This window comes from Actinomycetota bacterium (genome assembly GCA_040757835.1).
Lineage (GTDB): Bacteria > Actinomycetota > Geothermincolia > Geothermincolales > RBG-13-55-18 > SURF-21.
Map to the genome: position 1 here is coordinate 22,315 of JBFLWJ010000002.1, position 17,982 is coordinate 40,296.

The window sequence follows — 17,982 nt, forward strand, 5'->3', positions numbered from 1 at the left end:
CTCCTCCTTCGCGTTCGTCATTCCCCGAATACCCTGGAGACCGCCCCGGGGTTGCCGGAGAGCTCAGCGAATACCTTGTTCAGGGCGTCAGCGTCGGCGGCTGTGACGGCCATCCCCTGCAGCGCGTCGAGCTGCGGCCCCATCTTTTCCCGCCATTTGTCGTCGTACCTGGAGAGCGATGCCTCGCTGAAGTCGTTCTCCTCCAAGGCCCGCAGCGCGGTGCGGGCGGCGTAGTTGGCGGACCTCACCGCCGATGCCACGCCCTCCAGTATGAATGGCTCCACGAAACTTCCAGCATCCCCCACCAGGAGCGCGCCGGCGGCGTAGTTCCTGCCTATCTGTCCCGCGCTGGGCACCCTCCAGCCCTTCCAGTCGGACACCTGCCTCGCGGCCCGCATCTTCTCCCCATGCGGGCTCTCGCCCACGAACCTGCGCACCATCTCCTCGGCGCTTAGCGTGGAGTGCTCGTACTGGGACATCTGTATGCCAACCCCCATGTTCACCACGTCCCCGTGGCCCGGGTGGGGTGAAAGGCAGACGAATCCAGGGTTGAAGAGAGGGTCGTAATGCACCTCCACGTCCCTCAGCGGCGGATTGCAGCCCTTATAATATGCCCTTCCCGCCAGGTAGACCTGGTCGTAGTCGTCCGCGAAAAGTCCCAGCCTCTTAGCCACCCAGGAATGCGAGCCGTCGGCTCCGATAACTATCTTGCAGCGGTACTCGCGGAACTCTCCCTGATACTTGGCTTTGACCCCGCGTACCTGCGCGTCCTCGACTATCAGGTCATATACCCAGAACTCCTCCCTGACCTCGGCTCCGAGCCGTGCGGCGTTCTCCTTGAGGATGTTGTCTCCCACGCGGCGGGGACAGGTGAGCCCCTTCTGGTTGGGGCCATGGATCACGGTGTAATCGGGGCTCGAGAGCACCACGCCCGGGTAGACGTACCCGGCATGCAGCAGCCTTTCGTATACACCCAGCTCCTCGTAGGTACGGGTGCCGAAGGGACCGTAGATATCGCTGCACGGTTTCTCGCGGGGGAACCTCTCCTTGTCCACCAGCAGGACCTCCGCGCCTGCCTGCGCCAACCTGGCCGCCGCAGTGCTTCCGCCGGGACCAGCTCCCACCACGACGACGTCCCATCGAAAACGCATCATACCTCACCCCCCATAACCGGGCCGCCCATGGTCAGCACGTCGCCGGCCGGACATACGTCCCTGCAGGTCCCGCACCCCAGGCAGAGCGCATGGTCCACCTCGATGTAGCCGCAGCGCATGCAGCGCCTCGCATCTTCCTCCAGCTCTTCGCGGGACGGCGGTAGATCGACCTCGCGAAACGACGACAGCGCTTCTGCCACGTTCAGATGGGGGAGTTCCAATGGTTCCGCCTTTTCCAGCCGTACCGGGAAGATCTTCTCGCGCAGCGGCGCCGGTCCCGGTCCGCCACGCGCCGCCCCGGTCTCCCGACCGCCCAGGTAGGCATCGACGGCCCGTGCGGCCCTCCTTCCCGAGGCCATGGCCTCGACCACCGATCCCTGCAAGGCCACCAAGTCTCCTGCCGCATATACCCCCGGAAGGGTCGTGGCACCGCTCTCCGCCACTATGCTGGGCATGCCCGACGCATCGACTCCCAGCCCCATGCGCTCCAGCAGAGCCGTATCCACCGCCTGCCCCACCGCGAAGATGACTGTGTCCGCCTCGAGGGTCAGGCCCTGGGCACGGTCGATCTCGGGACAAGGTCTTCCCGCCGCGTCGCAGGCTATCTTCTCCACACGCGCGAGTTCCAGCGCTTCCGCCTTCATCCATGCGGATGTAATGCGCACCGGGGCGTACCCGGCGATCAACTGCACTCCCTCGCGTCTGGCTTCATCGATCTCCCAGGCAAAGGCGGGCAACTCGCATTCCTGCTCGATGCAGACCATGTTCACCTCCCGGGCGCCCTTTCGCAGGGCGGTACGGGCCACATCCGTGGCCACGCTCCCCCCTCCGATCACCACGACCCGCTCCCCTGCTTCCACGGGCTGTCCGCTCTTGACCGCCCCCATGAAATCGAGCGCTGTAAACACCCCTTGGAAATCCTGGCCGGGGATGTTCAGTTTCCTTCCATACCTCGCTCCCGTCGCGAGCACCACGGCCTTGAAACCATCCGCGAATAGTTCCTGCAGGGTCGGTGAGACGCCCACGCTGGCCCCATAGGACACCTCGATGCCCTCTCCCAGAGCCCGTGCGAACTCGCCTTGCCATACCGTGTCCGGCAGCCGGAAGGAAGGCACTGCGAGGCGGAGCAGTCCCCCGGGTGCAGTCCCCGCCTCGAAGACGCTGACCCGGTATCCCAGGGACGCAAGGTCCACGGCCGCCACCAGGCCCGCCGGCCCGGCACCGGCCACCGCCACCCTCATATCTATGTTGCGGTGGTATGTCCTCCCCGTCGCCAGTCCGTTCGCCTCGGCCCATGCCGCGACCTCTCTCTTCAGGGCCCTGATGGGCAGGGGCCTATCGATGAGACCGCCGCGTTTGCATTCCTCCTCACAGGGCCGGCTGCAGATCCTCCCCAGCACTCCCGGCAGGGGGTTTAACCCGCTGACCAGTCGCCACGCGCCTTCCCAGTCTCCCTTTGCGACCAGGTTCACATATCCTTCCGGAAAATGGCCGAGGGGACATGCCGCGGCGCAGGACCTCGCGGTCATCGCGACCATATCGCCGGGGAACATAACCGGGCCACGGGCACAGTCGGGGCACAGCCTGCATATCTGCCTCTGCATCTCCCGTATGGCTCCCGTAGGACAAGCCGCGATACAGGTGCCGCAGTTGATACATCGGTCGGTGTCGACGCGGGGCGACGCGCTCTTATGCAGCCGCCGCTCAACCCCGTTGTCCCAGCGCAACATCGGGTCACAGGTCTCTTTCAACGGATCTTTCATGCCACGAACCTCCCTCTACCCCTCCAGCCGTAGATTTTAACACGCCGCAAGGGAAAGGGTTCCTCATGGCGGAAAAAGGATACCGGTGCGGCGCACGTGTCTCGGATCTTCAGGCCACCGGCCCAGATAGCGCCGCCAGGTCGCGATAGAGCTTGTCCAGTTGCTGCCGCAGCCTCTGGTAATAACGCCTCTTGTCGTCGAGTTCGGCGGAGAGCACGTGCATATCATCCAGGGTCTTTCTCTCCTCTTCCTCCAGCTCCTGGACCTGCAGGCGCACCTCCTCCAGGTGTTTCCCCCTCTCGATGGCCGTGGCCACCTGCTTGATGAGGGTGTTGAGGAGAAAGAGGTCGAACTCGCCGAAGGCCTGGTCCTTCTTGGTGTTGAGGTTGAGCACTCCCAGCAGCTCACCCTGGGCGATTATGGGAACGCTGAGTGCGTCGGAGACCTTGCGACGGGTGCGCAACCGGGAATCCATGAGATCGTCCAGCAGGAGCATGCCCTCGCGCCGCTCCGCCACCAGGCCCGCTATGCCTTCGCCTACCTTGACGGCGGCCTTGTTTACGATCTCTTTGCGCAGGCCGAAGGCGGCTTTGATGACCATGGTGTCGCTCCCAGCGGGTTCGATGAGCATTATCGAACCGGAAGTGGCCTCCATCACCTCCACCGCGGCGGCCAGTATGCTCTCCAGGAGGGTGTCCAGGTCCTCGAAGGCCATGATCTGTTCGTTGATGCGCCAGATGAGGTCTAATTCCTTGATCCTCTCGCGATAGCGTTCTTCCTGAGGTACGTCTCTCTCGTCGACCATCTCAACCACCTCGTGAAGGCCAGGACCATGACAGCCTATATATTCGACCTTACTGCAAGCCGGGAAAAACCGCTATAATGGCGTGCCGGGGCATGGCCTGCGGCAACCCTTTATCCGCTTCCTTCCTCCACCCTGCGCACGGCTACCAACGCTGCTCCAAGGGCCCCGATGACCTGGGGGTCCATACCCAGGAGCCTGACCTGGACCCCCAGCTTCTTCTCGAGAGCGGCGATGAGTCCGCGGTTCTTTGCGCACCCGCCGGAGACGGTCACCTGCTCCTCCAGGCCTACCTTGCGGACCATTGAGGCCAGGCGAGCCGCAATGGCCTCGTTGATGCCGGCCGCGATGTCGGAGATCTCCGCGCCCTCGTTGAGCAGCGTTATCACCTCGGATTCCGCGAAAACGCTGCACTGGCTGGTTATCTGGGCCGGTTCACGTGAGCGCAGGGACAGCTCCGACAAGTCGTGGAGGGAGATCTCCAGCACCCGCGACATGGCCTCGAAAAACCTGCCGGTACCAGCGGCGCACTTGTCGTTCATGGCGAAATCCACGACTTTTCCTTTGGGGCTCAGCTTTATAACCTTGCAGTCCTGACCGCCGATGTCGATGAGGGTGCGGTCCTGCGGATCGAGGTGGAAGGCCCCCAGGCCGTGACAGGTTATCTCGGAGACGTTTTCCGAGGCAAAGGGTATGCGCACGCGTCCATATCCGGTGCCCACGATATACGCGAGCTGTTCACGCGACTGCATCCCCGCTTCTTCCAGGGCTTTTTGCAGAGATGTCTCCGCCGTGACCTCGGGGCGCACCGCGCAGGGGATGATGGAGTACCCCAGCGTCTCTCCGTCCCTTATGATCAGGGCTTTCCCCGTGGTCGAACCCACGTCGCACCCAGCCACCACCACCGCACCGTCCATATCCCGCCTGGTCTCCTTTCGTGTCACGGCATGCGCACAACAGGCATGGCCCGCCTGTAATTCTACCAGAACGGGCTGGCCTGGTGAGCCTGGAGCACGTCGGGAGGACCGGCGCCATGGACGTCGGCGGGTGGTGTTAATATGATGCTTGAAGGAGTCGGCCCGTCGAGCGTTGAATAGTTTTTCCAGCGCGGCCTGAGATTTGGAGTTGAAATGGACGTGACGTTTATCGAGGCGAGAGACCTCCCGGATGCATGGTTCCAGTGTGTCTACACCATCTTCGAGAAGGGCAGGGAATACCGTATCGACCGCGGCAGTTTCCAGGGCAATCTGCGCATGGAGTACGACTTCGTAGTGGTGAAGGTCCGCTACCCGGAGACCCGTCCCCTGATACCGGATATCCCGCCCGGCATCGGTCTTCCCCCACCCACGGACATGGAGTACGTCCAGGAATACCTGGAGAAGCTCTGTTCTTCCTGCTCCAAGGCGGATAATGAGGACTACACCTACGGCATGTACCTGGAGGAGCAGGTGCAGGAGGTCATACGCATCTACCGCGAGGAGGGCTTCGGCACCAACCAGGCCTGCATGGCGGTTTGCGACCCGCAGGCCATCTATCTCGAGGACCCGCCATGTCTGCGGCAGATCGATACTCGCATCTATCCCGAGGAGCGCAAACTTCATTTCGTGGTCTATTTCCGCTCTTGGGACCTCTGGGCCGGTTTTCCCAGCAACCTCGCCGGCATCCAGCTCCTCAAGGAGTACATGGCCGACGAGATCGGAGTGGAGCCCGGCGAGACGCTCGCGCTCTCCAAGGGGATGCACCTCTACGACTATGCCTGGGACATCGCCAAGGCCCGGCTGGGAAGGGCCTGAATCAAGCCACGGCGGCGGCACTTTTTTCACTGTTCCACCCGCGCGCACTTCCTATATAATTATGGAAATCGCGGCCGGAAGGGCCGTCCCGGTAACACCGGCTGGCTGCATCCCCGCCGGTCATCTGGAGGAGGTAGCATCATCGAACCGCTTGCCATTGAGCTAAACGAGACCATAAGGGTCCGGGCGCCCCATCTCTACGACGCCCTGTCCTCGCTGGGGCGTGAGCTGTTCTTCCCCAAGGGCATCCTGACGCAGGCGGCGGAGGCTAAGCGGGACGCCGGGCGCTACGATGCGACCATCGGCATCGCCACCATGGAGGGTAAACCCCTCTTCCTCCCCAGCCTGCAGGCGTTGATCGGCCAGCTCGATCCGGAGGAGGTCTATCCCTATGCTCCGTCTTCCGGCATCGCTGAACTCAGGGGCCTCTGGCACGAACATCAGCTTGCGCTGAACCCTGGGCTGGAGGAGAAGAGCTTCTCCATGCCCATCGTGACCAACGGCCTGACCCACGGCCTCAGTATCTATGCCGACATGTTCTGTGACGCGGGAGACGTACTGCTGCTGCCGGACAAGATCTGGGGTAACTACCGCATGGTCTTCGGCACGCGGCGTGGCGCCGATATCCGTTACTCTCCCTTCTTCTCCAGCGGTGGCGGCCTGGATACGCAGGCTTTCCGGGAGGCCCTGTACAGGCTGAAGGACCGCCAGAAGGTGCTGGTCCTCCTCAACTTCCCCAACAACCCCACCGGTTACTCGCCATACCCGCACGAAGCGGCAGCACTGGCGCAGGCGCTGGTGGACTTGGCGGAGGCGGGGACGACGGTGGTAGCGTGCGTGGACGACGCGTATACCGGCCTCTTCTACGAGGAAGACCTGTACGCCCAGTCCCTCTTCACCCTCCTGGCCGATTCGCACCCTCGCCTCACGGCCATCAAGATCGACGGCTCCACCAAGGAGGACTACGTCTGGGGCTTCCGGGTGGGGTTTATAACCTTCTCCCTCCAGACCAGCGACGACCCCCAGCCCGTCTATGAGGCCCTGGAGAAGAAGGTGGGAGGCCTCATCCGCGGGACCATCTCCAAGTGCCCGACCCTGTCGCAGTCTCTCCTGGTGCATGCGATGAAATCGCCGCATTACCGCGAGGAGAAAGCGGAGAAATTCGCCATCCTCAAAGACCGCTATGATGAGATAAGAAGGGTCCTCTCGAGCCCAGACTACGCCTCCGCTTTCCGCCCTTACCCGTACAACTCCGGCTATTTCATGTGCCTCGAACTCCTGCATACCGATGCGGAACGCCTGCGCAGGCACCTTCTGGACGCATATGGGGTCGGGGTCATAGCCATCGGGGACCGCGACATACGCATCGCGTTCTCCTGTCTGGAGAAAGAGCAGATAAAGGACCTCTTTGATATACTTTATAAAGCCGTAGCCGACCTAGATAATCACGGCCTGGGAGACGGGAGGAAATAGATGTCGGAGCATTCGGTCAAATATACGCCCGGGAACAACGGCGCCGACCGCAAGCGCATATATTTCGTGGACGTCACCAACCGGGACGGGGTCCAGACCTCAAGGCTTGGTCTGGCCAAACTGGAAAAGACCATCATCAACATGCTCCTCGACGAGATGGGCATCTGGCAGAGCGAGTTCGGTTTTCCCACCACCCGGCACGAGAAGAACTACCTCTGCGCCAACCTGGAGCTGGTTGAGCTGGGGGCGATACACCATACCCGCCTCTCGGGCTGGGTCAGGGCCGTCTCCAGGGATGTGGAGCTGGCCCGGGAGATGGTGCCCGGTCTGAAGTACATCAACGTCTCCATCTCCACGTCCGAGCAGATGATCAACGGCAAGTGGAACGGCCGCTACGACTTCAACCATGTCGTCGAGCTTATGTGCGAGTCAGTGGCAAAGGCGCATGAACTGGGCTTCGAGTCCATCGGCGTCAATGCCGAGGACGCCTCGCGCACCTCCGACGAACACCTCATCGAGTTCGCCAAAGCGGCAAAGGAGCTCGGCGCCGACCGCCTGCGCTACTGCGATACCCTGGGTTACAACGACCCCTTCACCGTATACGACCGCATAAGGCTTATAGCCGAGGAGACAGGCGTCGATATCGAGCTGCACTTCCACAATGACCTGGGCATGGCCATCGGCTGCTCCGTGGCCGGGGCAAAGGGGGCCCTGGACGGCGGGGTCAACGCCTACATCAACACAACCATAAACGGCATGGGAGAGCGTGCCGGAAACGCTGACCTCGTCTCCTGCATCCTGGCAATCAAGAAGTCAAGCCTCTTCGACGGCGAGGACGTCATGGACGACTCCATCAACCTCATGGCGGCATGGAAGACCGCCAAGTACGCCTCCTATGCCTTCGGCGTGCCAATACCGGTCAACCAGCCCGGTGTGGGGGACAACGCCTTCGCGCACGAATCCGGCATCCATGCCGACGGCGCGCTGAAGAGCCGCCGCAACTACGAACTGTACGACTACGAAGAGCTTGGGAGGGGCGAACCGGAGATCATCGAGACCGGCCGCAATATCACCATCGGTGAGTACTCCGGCATCAAGGGCTTCAGGAACGTCTACGAAAAGCTGGAGGTGGAGTTTCAGAGCGAGGAAGAGGCCCGGGACATCCTCGACCTGGTCAGGTACGCTAACGTGTCCACGCAGAAACCGCTGGTGGAGGACGAGCTGCTGTTCATAGCCCGTTATCCCGACCTGGCCCGAAAGATCCTTACCCTTGATCCCGCCAAGGTCGGGTTAAAGAGCAAAGCCTAGGAGGGGCTGGAGATGTTGGAGGTACCGGAGGAGGTCTTGAGGAAGCTGGCCGCCTACTACAACCTGTTCAAACACGGCCAGTCGTCCGACGAGATCACCCCATGGATACGCAATATCAACAACATGAGCAAGATGGACCTGGAGTACGAGACGCGGGACGCCATCCGCACCTGCAGGGATTTGCGCAGAAAGATAAACGAGCTGGAGTACGAGGGAGAACGCCTCATCCCGGTAAAGAGCAAACGCGATAAGCTGGCGGAGGACCTGCAGCGCGAGTGGACCTACATGAGTTTCTACCTCTATACCCTTTTTCTGCACTCCGGCATCGACGTGACCGAGGACGAATTCGACGAATACCTGCGCGAGGAGACCGGGAGCAGGTCTTTTATCACTAACCTCTCCGCGCACCGCTGAGGCCTGCGGGCGGTCCCGCATCAGCGGCCAGTCTCCCTGGCCTCACCAGGCCTCAATTATTCCGCCGCTGAATCCGATAAGATATTATCTTTGTATTCGCGTAATGAAGGGGTGTTCCGGTTTGGATCCGCGAGAGCTTGCCGAGAAGATCGCTTATCTCATCATCAGGCAGGGTTTCACATACGATGAGGATCTCATGCGCGAGTTCCATGTGGACGACTTCGAGCTGATCAAGGCGAAGAACGTCCTCTGCCGCTATTACGGCATCGCCGTCGAGAAGTGGCACAAGGACGGGGAGGAGAACCGCCAGGCCCTCTTCCTCACCAGGGAATTCGACGGCGAGGGCGCGGAAGACCTCGTCCGTAAGGTCTTTCACGACCCCGACTTCAAGACCAAACGCCGCATCCGGGAGGACGCGCGTAAGAGCGAGCTGCGCGGCGAGGTCAAGGAGCTCTTCAACCTCCTGCAGGACGAGTGGGGCGGTCTCCTGGAAAGCAGCTAGCCCGGAGGCAGGCGTATCCCCGCCACGGGTGAAGCTTGACCCCCCTAGGCGAAGTGCAGGTTTACCTCCATCCTGCCCGGCATGGTCTTTTCCCAGTCGAACTCCACCTCCCTGCCCCGGGAGAGGAAGGACGCGACCACGCCCGCCACGATGGGGTAATTGAACGGGTTCTCTATCCTGACCCTTATGCCATCCTCGATGGGCTCCGTGAATATGGGGTTGCCCATGCCGCGATAGGCGAGGAAGAAGAGGTCGCGGATCCTCTCTTCGGGGCGGCGCCTCTTCCATTCCAGCGCGGGGAGGATGCCGTCCACCATCTCTTTTATCTCCGCGGCTAGGAAGCCGTCGACCCAGTCGCCGTGCTTGGCCTTCAGCTCTGCATGCACCAGGTTGATGCCAGCGACATTGATGAGCGTGACCGGCTCGCCGTTGTAGGTATCAACCATAAGCCCCCGGTCGATGTCCCAGGAGAAGAAGCTGACCGAGAAGGGTATCCCGCACCGCTTGCAGCGCTTGAAGTTGATGTAGCCCGGCAGGGGCACTTCCCAGTTGAACGAATAGTCGTCGATGGCCTCGAAGTCCTCGTTATCCAGGAAAGTCAGGCTGTAGAGTATCTCCCCGTCCTTCTCGCTAACCGCGATGTCCGCCTCCCGGTTCTCGCCGGTATAGGCCGCCCCCAGGATGTCCCCAGCGAAAAAAGTCTTGTTGTAGCAGTGCGTGCACGCCACTTCGGCCTTCTTCCCCCGCTCGTAATGGAGCAACCGCGCATCACCCATACCGAGGATTCGGGCCTGAAGGCACATGAGCTGGTAATACGACTTCCTCGACAGCGGATAGGCGGCGGCTAGCCTCTTCCAACCCACCATGAGCGAGCGCGTGTAGTGGCTGGCATCGAATGCCTTGGCATGGATGAAGGTCTTCTCCATGCCGCTCTCCACCTTCTCCGAGACCCTTTCCAGGATACCGCCGATGAGCTTCGATTCCACGATCACGAGCCTCTGGGAGTTGTCCCTGCTCATGATGCGTCCGTGCTCTTCCCAGATGTGGTTCCTGGATATGGCCATGGGAACGCCGCACTCCTTGCAGGCACGGAGGAAAGGCCTGTACCTGGCGATACTGACCGATGCAGCCGGTTCTTTCACTTATTCCTCTCTCCTTGTTCATGCACCGGACCCGCTACCCGTTGATTCGTCATTTTTCCGCTTTCCATTTTAGTGGAACTTGACAATTCTAACACAAGCTCCTCACCCATCTAACGCATATACCGCCGCCGCCTCCATACGGTTCACAGCGCCAGCCCGTCCTCACGCCATGAAAAAAGATGGGCCGGCATGGCCGGCCCATCTCTCTACTTTGGCCCGGTCTACTTCAACTGCTCGCGCGAGAACCCGAGGAGGCGCCTGGCCGTTATCAGCAGCTGGATCTGGCCGGTGCCCTCGAAGATATCGTTGATCTTGGAGTCCCGCATCCACTTTTCCAGCAGCAGTTCCCTGGAATAGCCGAGGGGGCCCATCAACTCGACCGCCTTCTGGGTGATACGAGTCACCGCCAGACCCGCCTTGGCCTTGGCCATGGAGGACTGCAGATCGTTACGAAGGCCGTTATCCAGCATCCAAAGCGCTCTCCAGGTGAGCAAGCGCGCCGCCTTCAGGTCCGCCTCCATCTGCATCACGTCCCGCTCCAGCGAGGTCATGCGGTGAGGGTTGATGCCGTAGCGCAGTTCGACGCCCTCCTCTGTCAGCTTCTGCCTCATGAAGTCGAGGGATGCCTGTCCGACTCCGATGGCCATGGCCGCCACCAGAGGCCGTGTTGCGTCAAATGTCGCCATGACCTTCTTGAAACCCTCGGTCTTGGTCTTGTCCACCACTTCGGCGCTCCCTAGGATGTTCTCCTTGGGTATGCGGCAGTCCATGAAGGAGATGGATACGGTGTCCGAGCAGCGTATACCCATCTTGTCTTCGATCTTGGTGATCTGCATACCGGGGGTCCCGTGCTCGACTATAAAGGGCTTGATGCCCGCCCTTCCCGCCGACTTGTCGATGGTGGCCCAGACCACCACGAAGCCTTCGGAATCCTCCAGAGCGCTCTTTCCCGAGGTAACGAAGATCTTCTCGCCGTTGATGACCCATTCGTCACCGTCCAGCACAGCCGAGGTCTTGAGGTTGGCGGTATCCGAGCCTGCTTCGGGCTCGGTGATGGCCATGGCCCCCCAGGCGGGCTCCTCTGCGGCGAAACGGGCGAGGAACTTCTCCTTCTGCTCGGGCGTACCGCTCGCCTGTACCGCGGCGCCCCCGAGGCCCGGGCCCGGGAAGGCCAGCGCGATCCCCGCATCTCCCCAGAAGATCTCCTCGACGGTTATTGCGCCGGCGAGGTTGGTCTCCTTGGGCTTCTTTTCCTTGGGCTCCTCGTCCTCTTTCTTCTCTTTCTTCTCCGGGCTGCCCAGGGCGCCGGCGATGCCTCCGCCCATCACCTTCTGTACCATCTTCAGAAGGTCCCAGGGCTTCTCGTGCTCGTTCTCGTCGTACTGGCGGGCGACGGGACGAACGGCCTGCTCCGCGAACATGTGGACCATGTTCTTGGTGGCCTTGATGCGTGGAGAGAGTTCAAAGTCTATCATCTTCCCACCTCCCTATACCATGACGAAGCCTTCGAAGCTGGCGAACCCTCGCGCGTTGCGGAACCACAGTTCCACCGGGTTGTCCCGGACATAGCCGTGGCCGCCCATGATCTGCACGCCGCGGTCGCAGACCATCATGGCCGTATCCGCGGCGTAGTTCTTCGCCAGTGCCGCTTCCTTTTCGAATTCAATGCCGTTATCGCAGCGCCAGGCCGCCTCCCAGGCCAGGAGGCGCGCCGCGTCGACCTCGATGGCCATCTCTGCGATCATGAAGGCTATGGCCTGGCGCGAACCGATGGGCTCCCCGAAGGCGACCCTCTGGGTGGCATAATCGATGGAGTGCTCCAGGGCCCTGCGGCTCATGCCCACCGCCAGCGCGGAAAGGCCAAGGCGCGAGCGTGACAGCACGCGCAGGAAATCGCATCCGGAGCTGCCGCCCAGCCGCGCCGCCGTCGGAACGCGGCAGTCCTTGAAGGTCACGGGATAAGTGGAAAGGGCCTTCACGCCCATGTTCTTCTCCCGCTCCCCGATATTCATACCCTTTGCCCCCCCGGGCACGATGAAGGCGTCGACACCGGAAAAGCCCATGCCGGGCGTAGTTGTCGCAAAGACCAGCAGGTTGCCGGATTCCTGCGCCAGTGGAACCAGGCATTTACTGCCGTTGATGACGTATTCCTCACCGTCGCGCACCGCCGTGGTCTTGAGGGCGGAGGCACAGAAATTGTAGTACGGCTCGATGACGGCGCATGAAGCGGCCTTGTACTCCTCCTCGCAGAAGAGCGGCAGGAGCTGCTTCTTCTGTTCCTCGGTGCCCTGGTCGAGCACGGAGATGGCGAGCACCGAGGGAGCCATGAGGTGCAGGGCGATGGAGAGGTCTCCCCATGCCAGCTCCTCCAGGGCTATCTGGTTGGTGAGGGCGGAGATCTCCTCCCCGAAGCCCTCATACTCCTCGGGGATGCACCCTCCCAGGAGCCCGAGTTCCCACCCCTTGGCGATGACCTCCCCGGGGACGGTCTCCGATTCGTCGCATTCCCGCATGATCGGCTCTATCTGGTCGGTCGCGAAGGAGGCGACGGTCTCCTGCACCATTTTCTGCTCGTCGCTCATCTCGAACGAAACCATAAGCTTCACCCCTTCATCCTACGAAATCTAAAGCGTCGTATGGGTTTCTGCGTCAAAGATATTCCCTCTTCGTTCCTCCTTTCCCGCCATAATGCCCATCTGTTCATTCTGGTTTGCCATCTCATCCGTGCCGTGGCGACAGGCCATCATCGCCCTTCGGCTGCGCGGAGGCGCGAAGATCGCTTCACCCCCGATGCCCGGCAAGTGCGCTGTTGAGTGCCCTGTCGATGTCCCCGGCCTCGGGGATGAGGGCACGGATGTGGTACTCCACCATCATGTCGGCCAGGCTTTCCACGTCCGTCTCGCTCTTGGAGAGCAGGTGCTCCATGACCAGATAGATCGCCGCGCCCATGACGATGGAGGTCACTACCTCCACATCGCATTCCCGCATCATGCCGCGGTCGTACATCATCTGGAACTCGTCAACCAGTTTTTCGCGCGCCAGCTTCGAGAGCTCGTCCACCCTTGCCGAGAAATCCTCATCACGGCCCATGGCCTCGCGATAGACGATATTGGTTAGGAAGGGGTTGTCCTGATGGTACTCGAGGAACCTCAACATGTTGTCCCTCCAGGCCCTGAGCACCTTGCCGCCGTCCCTGAAAGCCTCCTCGAGGTGGCGGTGGTTCTCCTCCAGAAGCTTGGCATAACCTCCGAAGAACTCCTCTATAAGCTCCAGGAATATCTCCCGCTTCGAATCGAAGTAGAGATAGAACGTACCCCTGCCTATCCCGGCGCCATCAACTATATCCGAGACGGAGGCCATGCGGTACCCCTTGCGCGAGAATACCTCCGCGGAGGCCTCGAGAATCTGTTCCCGCCTTTGCTGAGCGGGCAGCCGTTTTTTTGGTACTGACATGTCATTACAATAATATCAGCATCCCTCCCTGTCAAATACGATATCCCCTCCACCTCCCACCCAACTCCCCGATCAATTAGCTCATCCGTGTGCGCACTTCCGTCCGTTCTGTTTACCGCGAGATGGTCGGCGTTGCGTTTAGAGCCTCAGGCGAGCAACGTCAAGGCCGACCTGTCCACGCCGGGGAGGCGAGCGGAGCGCATGCGCTGGTGCCAGTATTTATACTGGCCCCGGTCGCCATTACTTAAGTAGAAGGTCAGTTGCCAGCACTTGGAGCAGGTATGCCAAGTCCATGCTTCCATGGCCGAGGCTCTCTTGTGGCGGCCTTGGCAACAGACAGTCTTATGCAAGCTTTTTGGGCCAGTCGTTGAGGAGCAGGCTGGCCACGGCTATCCCCGAGATCATCGCTCCCGGCACCCCCACGCCCGGATTGGTGCTCTGCCCCGCCTGGTAGAGGCGGTCGACGAGCATCGAGCGGTAGTTGGGACGGAAGGGGCCCATGTTGGGAAGGCTCATCTCGATGCCGAAGAAGGCGCCCTCGGCGACGTTGAGGCGGCGCTCCAGCTCCGTCGGAGGCACGGAGTCCATCCACTCTATGTGCTGTACGAGCCCCGGGTAGCACCTCTTATCCAGGTAGTTGATGCACTCCCACGCCCAGTCGTCGGCGATGTCGTCCCAGTTGTCGTACTTGAGTTTATAGGGGCCGATGTAGATGGTGTACAGGACCTGCTTGCCGGGGGGCGCCAGGTCCGGATCGCCGTGTGAGGGATCGATGACCAGGTACATGCCGTCGCTGGCACGATACAAGAGCCCCCGGTCGTAGAAGTCCGTCCAGATATTGTCCACCCTCGCCCTCTTCTGTGCAACGAGGGACATGTGGGACTTAACGCTGTCGAGCCGCTGCGAGAGCCCCACGTAGAACATCGGCGCCGGTATGGAACAGGGCTGGCGCATGACGGTCCGGGTTACCCACCCGGGGAGGCCGGCGTCCCTCAACAGGTTGAAATAGGTGAAGCGGGAATGGGTGTTGGACACCACCGCTCTGGCCGTCAGCACCTCTCCGTCCGCCAGCTTCACTCCCTTCGCCTCGCCGCCGGTGACGATGATGCTGTCCACTTCCGCCTCCAGGCGCAGTTCGACACCGTAGTCCTGGCCGATGCGGGCGATGGCCCCGGGGATGGAGATCATGCCGCCCTTGGGATAGTAATAGCCCACGTGGCTCATGTAGGTGATCATCGAGAACATCCCCAGGCAGCGGTGGGCGGGAAGCCCGGCGTACATGTTCTCCCATCCGAAGATGAGCTGCAGGGTCGGGTCCTTGAAGTATTTTCCCACCAGCTTCTCCAGGTTGCTCAAGGCCACCTTCTGGCTGGGGATGAAGCCGGGTATGGCTTCCCTGCTGGCGAAGAGTTTCGCGAGGCTGGTCAGCTTGGTGACCTTCCTGATCTCCGGCATGGGGTGCTTCATGAAGCCGAGCATGGCCTTGTGGATCTTTCCCAGGTCCTTGCAGTAGCGGTAGTAGCCGTCCAGGTCCTGCGGGGCTATCTGCCTCACCACCTCAGCCATGGCGTCGAAATCGCGCGGCACGGACACTTCGCTGCCGTCCTCCAGGTAGACCTGGTAAACAGGGTCGATAAGGGTCCAGTCGATGTAGTCCTCCAGGCGCAGGTCGAGCAGCTCGAAGAGTTTGTAGTAGAACTCGTGGGCGATGACGAAGACCGCTCCCACCTCCGGCTTGAAGCCATTGACGTCGTAGTTGGAACAGCAGCCCCCGACCCGCCCGAGCCTCTCCAGCACCAGGACCTTCAGGCCGTCCTTGGCCAGGAGCGAGGCGGAGGTCAGGCCCCCTATGCCGGCACCGATGACGATCACGTCGTAGTCGTAATCCACCCTTATCACCCCTTTAGATAAAGACCCTGAACGGCAGCTCTCGCAGCTCGAACAGGTTCTTCTTTATCCGCCGCCTCTGCTCGTCATCCAGGCCCATGGCCCAGACTGCCCCCAGGCATGCACCCAGGCAAAGGCAGGTGATAAACGGCAGCATGGATCTCAGAGGTGGCCTACCCAACGTCCCCATCTGCAGCCTCCCGCGTCGTACCCCTCCCAGGACGCGCAATATCTTTATATTTCGCCCAGCTCCATACGTCAAGCACGGCAACTGTTCGCCGCGTACGGTTCTCGGAGCGCCCGTTATCCATCTCCCGCTTCGAAGGTCAGCTGTTCCGCCTTGCTCGGCACCGTCAATCCCGCCGGTGTTTTCCAGTACTCCACCGGCCATCGCCTCTCCTCGGCGATGCGCCGTAAGGCGCGTTGCGGGTTCACCGCAACGGGATGGCCCACCGCCTCCAGCAGTGGCATGTCGGTCAGGGAATCGGAATAGAACCAGCAGTCGGCGAGGGAAACCCCCCTGGCATCCGCGTAACGGCGCGCCAGTATCTCCTTTCCCTCGGCGAACGGCATGGGCATCTCGACCTCGTCGGTCAGCCGCCCGTCACGCACCGCCGCTATGGCCGCTATCTTGTCGTCCGCCCCCACCTGTACCCTTACCTTCTCCGACATGTACTCCCCAGCCGCGGTGGCGATCACCACGGTGTGCCCTTTCTTTTTATGCTCCCGTACGCGGTCGATGCCCTCCCTAAGCAGCCGGGGCATGATGTACTGTTCGTAGGACTCGTCCAGCATGGATATGAGCTCGTCCATGCTGTATTTGCCGCACTCCCGGAAGGTCCAGCGGTAGACCTCCTCCCGGGGCAGGCGGTCCAGTCGGTAGAGGACGGTGAACTTGACCGCTTTCCAGATGGCGTCTACCCCCATGCGCCTGGTCTTCACCATGTACTTGACCACCAGGTTTCCGTTTGCCCCGTCCAGGAGCGTGTAGTCCAGGTCGAAGAAGGCTATGGGTGGCGGCATCGGTTCTCTCCTTATGGTGTAAAGACGATCTTGATGGCCCTCTCGCGCCCCTTGTTCAAGGCCGTGTCCAGCGCTTTGGGCCATTCATCAAGGGTAAAGCGGTGGGTGATCAGGTGCGAGAGGTCCACTTTTCCGCTTTCAAAGAGGTCCAGCGCCAACTCGAAATCGTGAACCTTCCTGCCCTCGAACTCATCCTCCTGGTATGCATATATGCCCTTGATGGTAAGCTCTTTCAGCCATACCGGAGTCCAGTCGATCCTCTTTATCTGGGTAATGCCCAGGAGGTTGTAGGTGCCGCCGTTGGCCAGTATCCTCAGCGATGCGTTCAGGGTGTCCGTTGAGCCAACGGCGTCGAAAACGCGGTCCACGCCGCCGATGAGGATGGGTTTGGCCACGGTAGGCGTGTACATCTTGGCCCCGGTGAGCTCGGCGATCCTGCGATAGAACCGCTTGCCCCCGGGCCTGACCACCTCCTCGACCCCCATGTCCCTGGCCACTCCGGAATGGTAGGGGTCGAGCTCGGCCCCGAGTATGCGCACGTCGGGATGGAGTGCCCTGAGCGCGGCGATAGCGCACAGGCCCATGACGCCGTGGCCGAAGACCAGGACCGTCTCGCCCGGCTGGACGTGGTTGTTGAGGACCATGGTCAACGGGGTGGAAAACGGCTCGGTGAGGGCGGCGTTCTCGTCGCTTACCCCGTCCGGCACCCTGTAGACCTGCGCGGAATGCGCTACGCCCATCTCGCTTATGAACCCGGGCAACCCGCTCGTGCTGCCTATGAACATGCCCGGGGACAGGCTGCCCTCTGTCCAGTTCTCGCAGAGCTGGAAGCGCCCCTGTGCACACATGCGGCAGGGGGGGTCGATGCCACGCTGCAGGCACCCCAGTGCGGGCATCACCGTCACGCGGTCTCCTGCCGCCAGCCCCTCTACCGCCTCTCCGACCTCGGCTATCTCCCCGCAGACCTCATGGCCCACCACGAAAGGGTTGGAGGAGAAGGGCTCGAGGGTCAGGCTTTCGTGGCACTTGGCTATGCTCAGGTCGCTGCCGCAGAAGCCCGAGAGCCTCGGCTTGACCTTCACCCAGTCGGGTCCGATCTGGCCCGGCTCCTCGACCTCCCTCACCTGCATGGGCGCCATGGCGGAAGTGAGCACCCGTGGCCAACGGTCGCTCAGCGCGCCGGTCAGCAGGTACCTGGGAATGCTGTAGTCGAACGTCAAAGCCTTCATCACTACCCCTCCTGAACCCGGGTCTTACAATAATCCACC

Annotated in this window: 17 protein-coding genes; 5 read left to right on the top strand and 12 right to left on the bottom strand. The window is 61.5% G+C overall.

Annotation, left to right across the window (positions count from 1 at the left end; all coding sequences use genetic code 11):
* Window positions 1-17 precede the first annotated feature (17 nt).
* The 4 genes from AB1384_02355 to AB1384_02370 form a co-directional block, all read right to left on the bottom strand.
* Window positions 18-1,154, bottom strand: a complete 1,137-nt coding sequence (locus AB1384_02355; protein MEW6553111.1) for an NAD(P)/FAD-dependent oxidoreductase — start codon at window positions 1,152-1,154, stop codon at window positions 18-20.
* The gene (locus AB1384_02360; GenBank protein MEW6553112.1) at window positions 1,151-2,917 is read right to left on the bottom strand and encodes an FAD-dependent oxidoreductase; all 1,767 of its coding nucleotides are present in this window, start codon (window positions 2,915-2,917) and stop codon (window positions 1,151-1,153) included. Before AB1384_02360 ends, AB1384_02355 begins: the two co-directional genes overlap by 4 nt.
* Before the next feature lie 109 nt (window positions 2,918-3,026).
* Window positions 3,027-3,722: a GAF domain-containing protein gene (locus AB1384_02365; GenBank protein MEW6553113.1), complete on the bottom strand. Its 696-nt coding sequence runs from the start codon at window positions 3,720-3,722 to the stop codon at window positions 3,027-3,029.
* 110 nt (window positions 3,723-3,832) lie between these two features.
* On the bottom strand, window positions 3,833-4,636 hold the full coding sequence (locus AB1384_02370) for an acyl-CoA dehydratase activase (protein MEW6553114.1): 804 nt from the start codon (window positions 4,634-4,636) through the stop codon (window positions 3,833-3,835).
* Window positions 4,637-4,849: 213 nt separating this feature from the next.
* Between AB1384_02370 and AB1384_02375 the strand changes: the two genes are divergently transcribed.
* The 5 genes from AB1384_02375 to AB1384_02395 all read left to right on the top strand — a co-directional run bounded on the left by AB1384_02375 (window position 4,850) and on the right by AB1384_02395 (window position 9,209).
* A complete protein-coding gene (locus tag AB1384_02375) occupies window positions 4,850-5,512 on the top strand; it encodes a thymidylate synthase (GenBank protein ID MEW6553115.1) in 663 nt (220 codons plus the stop codon).
* Window positions 5,513-5,668: 156 nt separating this feature from the next.
* Window positions 5,669-6,985: an aminotransferase class I/II-fold pyridoxal phosphate-dependent enzyme gene (locus tag AB1384_02380; GenBank protein MEW6553116.1), complete on the top strand. Its 1,317-nt coding sequence runs from the start codon at window positions 5,669-5,671 to the stop codon at window positions 6,983-6,985.
* Window positions 6,986-8,293, top strand: a complete 1,308-nt coding sequence (locus AB1384_02385) for a homocitrate synthase (protein ID MEW6553117.1) — start codon at window positions 6,986-6,988, stop codon at window positions 8,291-8,293.
* Between the two features lie 12 nt (window positions 8,294-8,305).
* Window positions 8,306-8,707: a hypothetical protein gene (locus tag AB1384_02390; GenBank protein MEW6553118.1), complete on the top strand. Its 402-nt coding sequence runs from the start codon at window positions 8,306-8,308 to the stop codon at window positions 8,705-8,707.
* 121 nt (window positions 8,708-8,828) lie between these two features.
* Window positions 8,829-9,209, top strand: coding sequence for a hypothetical protein (locus AB1384_02395; protein ID MEW6553119.1), 381 nt, complete (start codon window positions 8,829-8,831; stop codon window positions 9,207-9,209).
* A gap of 44 nt (window positions 9,210-9,253) precedes the next feature.
* On the opposite strand, the gene AB1384_02400 is transcribed toward AB1384_02395, so the two are convergent.
* The 8 genes from AB1384_02400 to AB1384_02435 form a co-directional block, all read right to left on the bottom strand.
* Complete coding sequence (locus tag AB1384_02400; GenBank protein MEW6553120.1) at window positions 9,254-10,351, bottom strand: hypothetical protein; 1,098 nt, start codon at window positions 10,349-10,351, stop codon at window positions 9,254-9,256.
* A 221-nt stretch (window positions 10,352-10,572) separates the two neighbouring features.
* Window positions 10,573-11,826 (bottom strand): acyl-CoA dehydrogenase family protein, encoded by a 1,254-nt coding sequence (locus AB1384_02405; GenBank protein ID MEW6553121.1) that lies wholly within the window; start codon window positions 11,824-11,826, stop codon window positions 10,573-10,575.
* A 12-nt stretch (window positions 11,827-11,838) separates the two neighbouring features.
* Window positions 11,839-12,948: an acyl-CoA dehydrogenase family protein gene (locus AB1384_02410; GenBank protein ID MEW6553122.1), complete on the bottom strand. Its 1,110-nt coding sequence runs from the start codon at window positions 12,946-12,948 to the stop codon at window positions 11,839-11,841.
* 184 nt (window positions 12,949-13,132) lie between these two features.
* On the bottom strand, window positions 13,133-13,804 hold the full coding sequence (locus tag AB1384_02415; protein ID MEW6553123.1) for a TetR/AcrR family transcriptional regulator: 672 nt from the start codon (window positions 13,802-13,804) through the stop codon (window positions 13,133-13,135).
* Window positions 13,805-14,146: 342 nt separating this feature from the next.
* A complete protein-coding gene (crtI, locus tag AB1384_02420; protein MEW6553124.1) occupies window positions 14,147-15,694 on the bottom strand; it encodes a phytoene desaturase family protein in 1,548 nt (515 codons plus the stop codon).
* 13 nt (window positions 15,695-15,707) lie between these two features.
* On the bottom strand, window positions 15,708-15,881 hold the full coding sequence (locus AB1384_02425) for a hypothetical protein (GenBank protein ID MEW6553125.1): 174 nt from the start codon (window positions 15,879-15,881) through the stop codon (window positions 15,708-15,710).
* A 113-nt stretch (window positions 15,882-15,994) separates the two neighbouring features.
* Complete coding sequence (locus tag AB1384_02430) at window positions 15,995-16,714, bottom strand: HAD-IB family hydrolase (protein MEW6553126.1); 720 nt, start codon at window positions 16,712-16,714, stop codon at window positions 15,995-15,997.
* An 11-nt stretch (window positions 16,715-16,725) separates the two neighbouring features.
* Window positions 16,726-17,943 carry an alcohol dehydrogenase catalytic domain-containing protein gene (locus AB1384_02435; protein ID MEW6553127.1) on the bottom strand — a complete coding sequence of 406 codons (1,218 nt, stop codon included), beginning with the start codon at window positions 17,941-17,943 and terminating at the stop codon, window positions 16,726-16,728.
* Window positions 17,944-17,982: the final 39 nt, after the last annotated feature.

What these genes read in the sequence shown, in the direction of transcription:
- AB1384_02435 (MEW6553127.1), bottom strand. Translation starts at nt 17,943, where the DNA reads ATGAAGGCTTTGACGTTCGACTACAGCATTCCCAGGTACCTGCTGACC.
- AB1384_02360 (MEW6553112.1), bottom strand. Translation starts at nt 2,917, where the DNA reads ATGAAAGATCCGTTGAAAGAGACCTGTGACCCGATGTTGCGCTGGGAC.
- AB1384_02370 (MEW6553114.1), bottom strand. Translation starts at nt 4,636, where the DNA reads ATGGACGGTGCGGTGGTGGTGGCTGGGTGCGACGTGGGTTCGACCACG.
- AB1384_02405 (MEW6553121.1), bottom strand. Translation starts at nt 11,826, where the DNA reads ATGATAGACTTTGAACTCTCTCCACGCATCAAGGCCACCAAGAACATG.
- AB1384_02355 (MEW6553111.1), bottom strand. Translation starts at nt 1,154, where the DNA reads ATGATGCGTTTTCGATGGGACGTCGTCGTGGTGGGAGCTGGTCCCGGC.
- AB1384_02385 (MEW6553117.1), top strand. Translation starts at nt 6,986, where the DNA reads ATGTCGGAGCATTCGGTCAAATATACGCCCGGGAACAACGGCGCCGAC.
- AB1384_02365 (MEW6553113.1), bottom strand. Translation starts at nt 3,722, where the DNA reads ATGGTCGACGAGAGAGACGTACCTCAGGAAGAACGCTATCGCGAGAGG.
- AB1384_02415 (MEW6553123.1), bottom strand. Translation starts at nt 13,804, where the DNA reads ATGTCAGTACCAAAAAAACGGCTGCCCGCTCAGCAAAGGCGGGAACAG.
- AB1384_02410 (MEW6553122.1), bottom strand. Translation starts at nt 12,948, where the DNA reads ATGGTTTCGTTCGAGATGAGCGACGAGCAGAAAATGGTGCAGGAGACC.
- AB1384_02425 (MEW6553125.1), bottom strand. Translation starts at nt 15,881, where the DNA reads ATGGGGACGTTGGGTAGGCCACCTCTGAGATCCATGCTGCCGTTTATC.
- AB1384_02390 (MEW6553118.1), top strand. Translation starts at nt 8,306, where the DNA reads ATGTTGGAGGTACCGGAGGAGGTCTTGAGGAAGCTGGCCGCCTACTAC.
- AB1384_02430 (MEW6553126.1), bottom strand. Translation starts at nt 16,714, where the DNA reads ATGCCGCCACCCATAGCCTTCTTCGACCTGGACTACACGCTCCTGGAC.
- AB1384_02375 (MEW6553115.1), top strand. Translation starts at nt 4,850, where the DNA reads ATGGACGTGACGTTTATCGAGGCGAGAGACCTCCCGGATGCATGGTTC.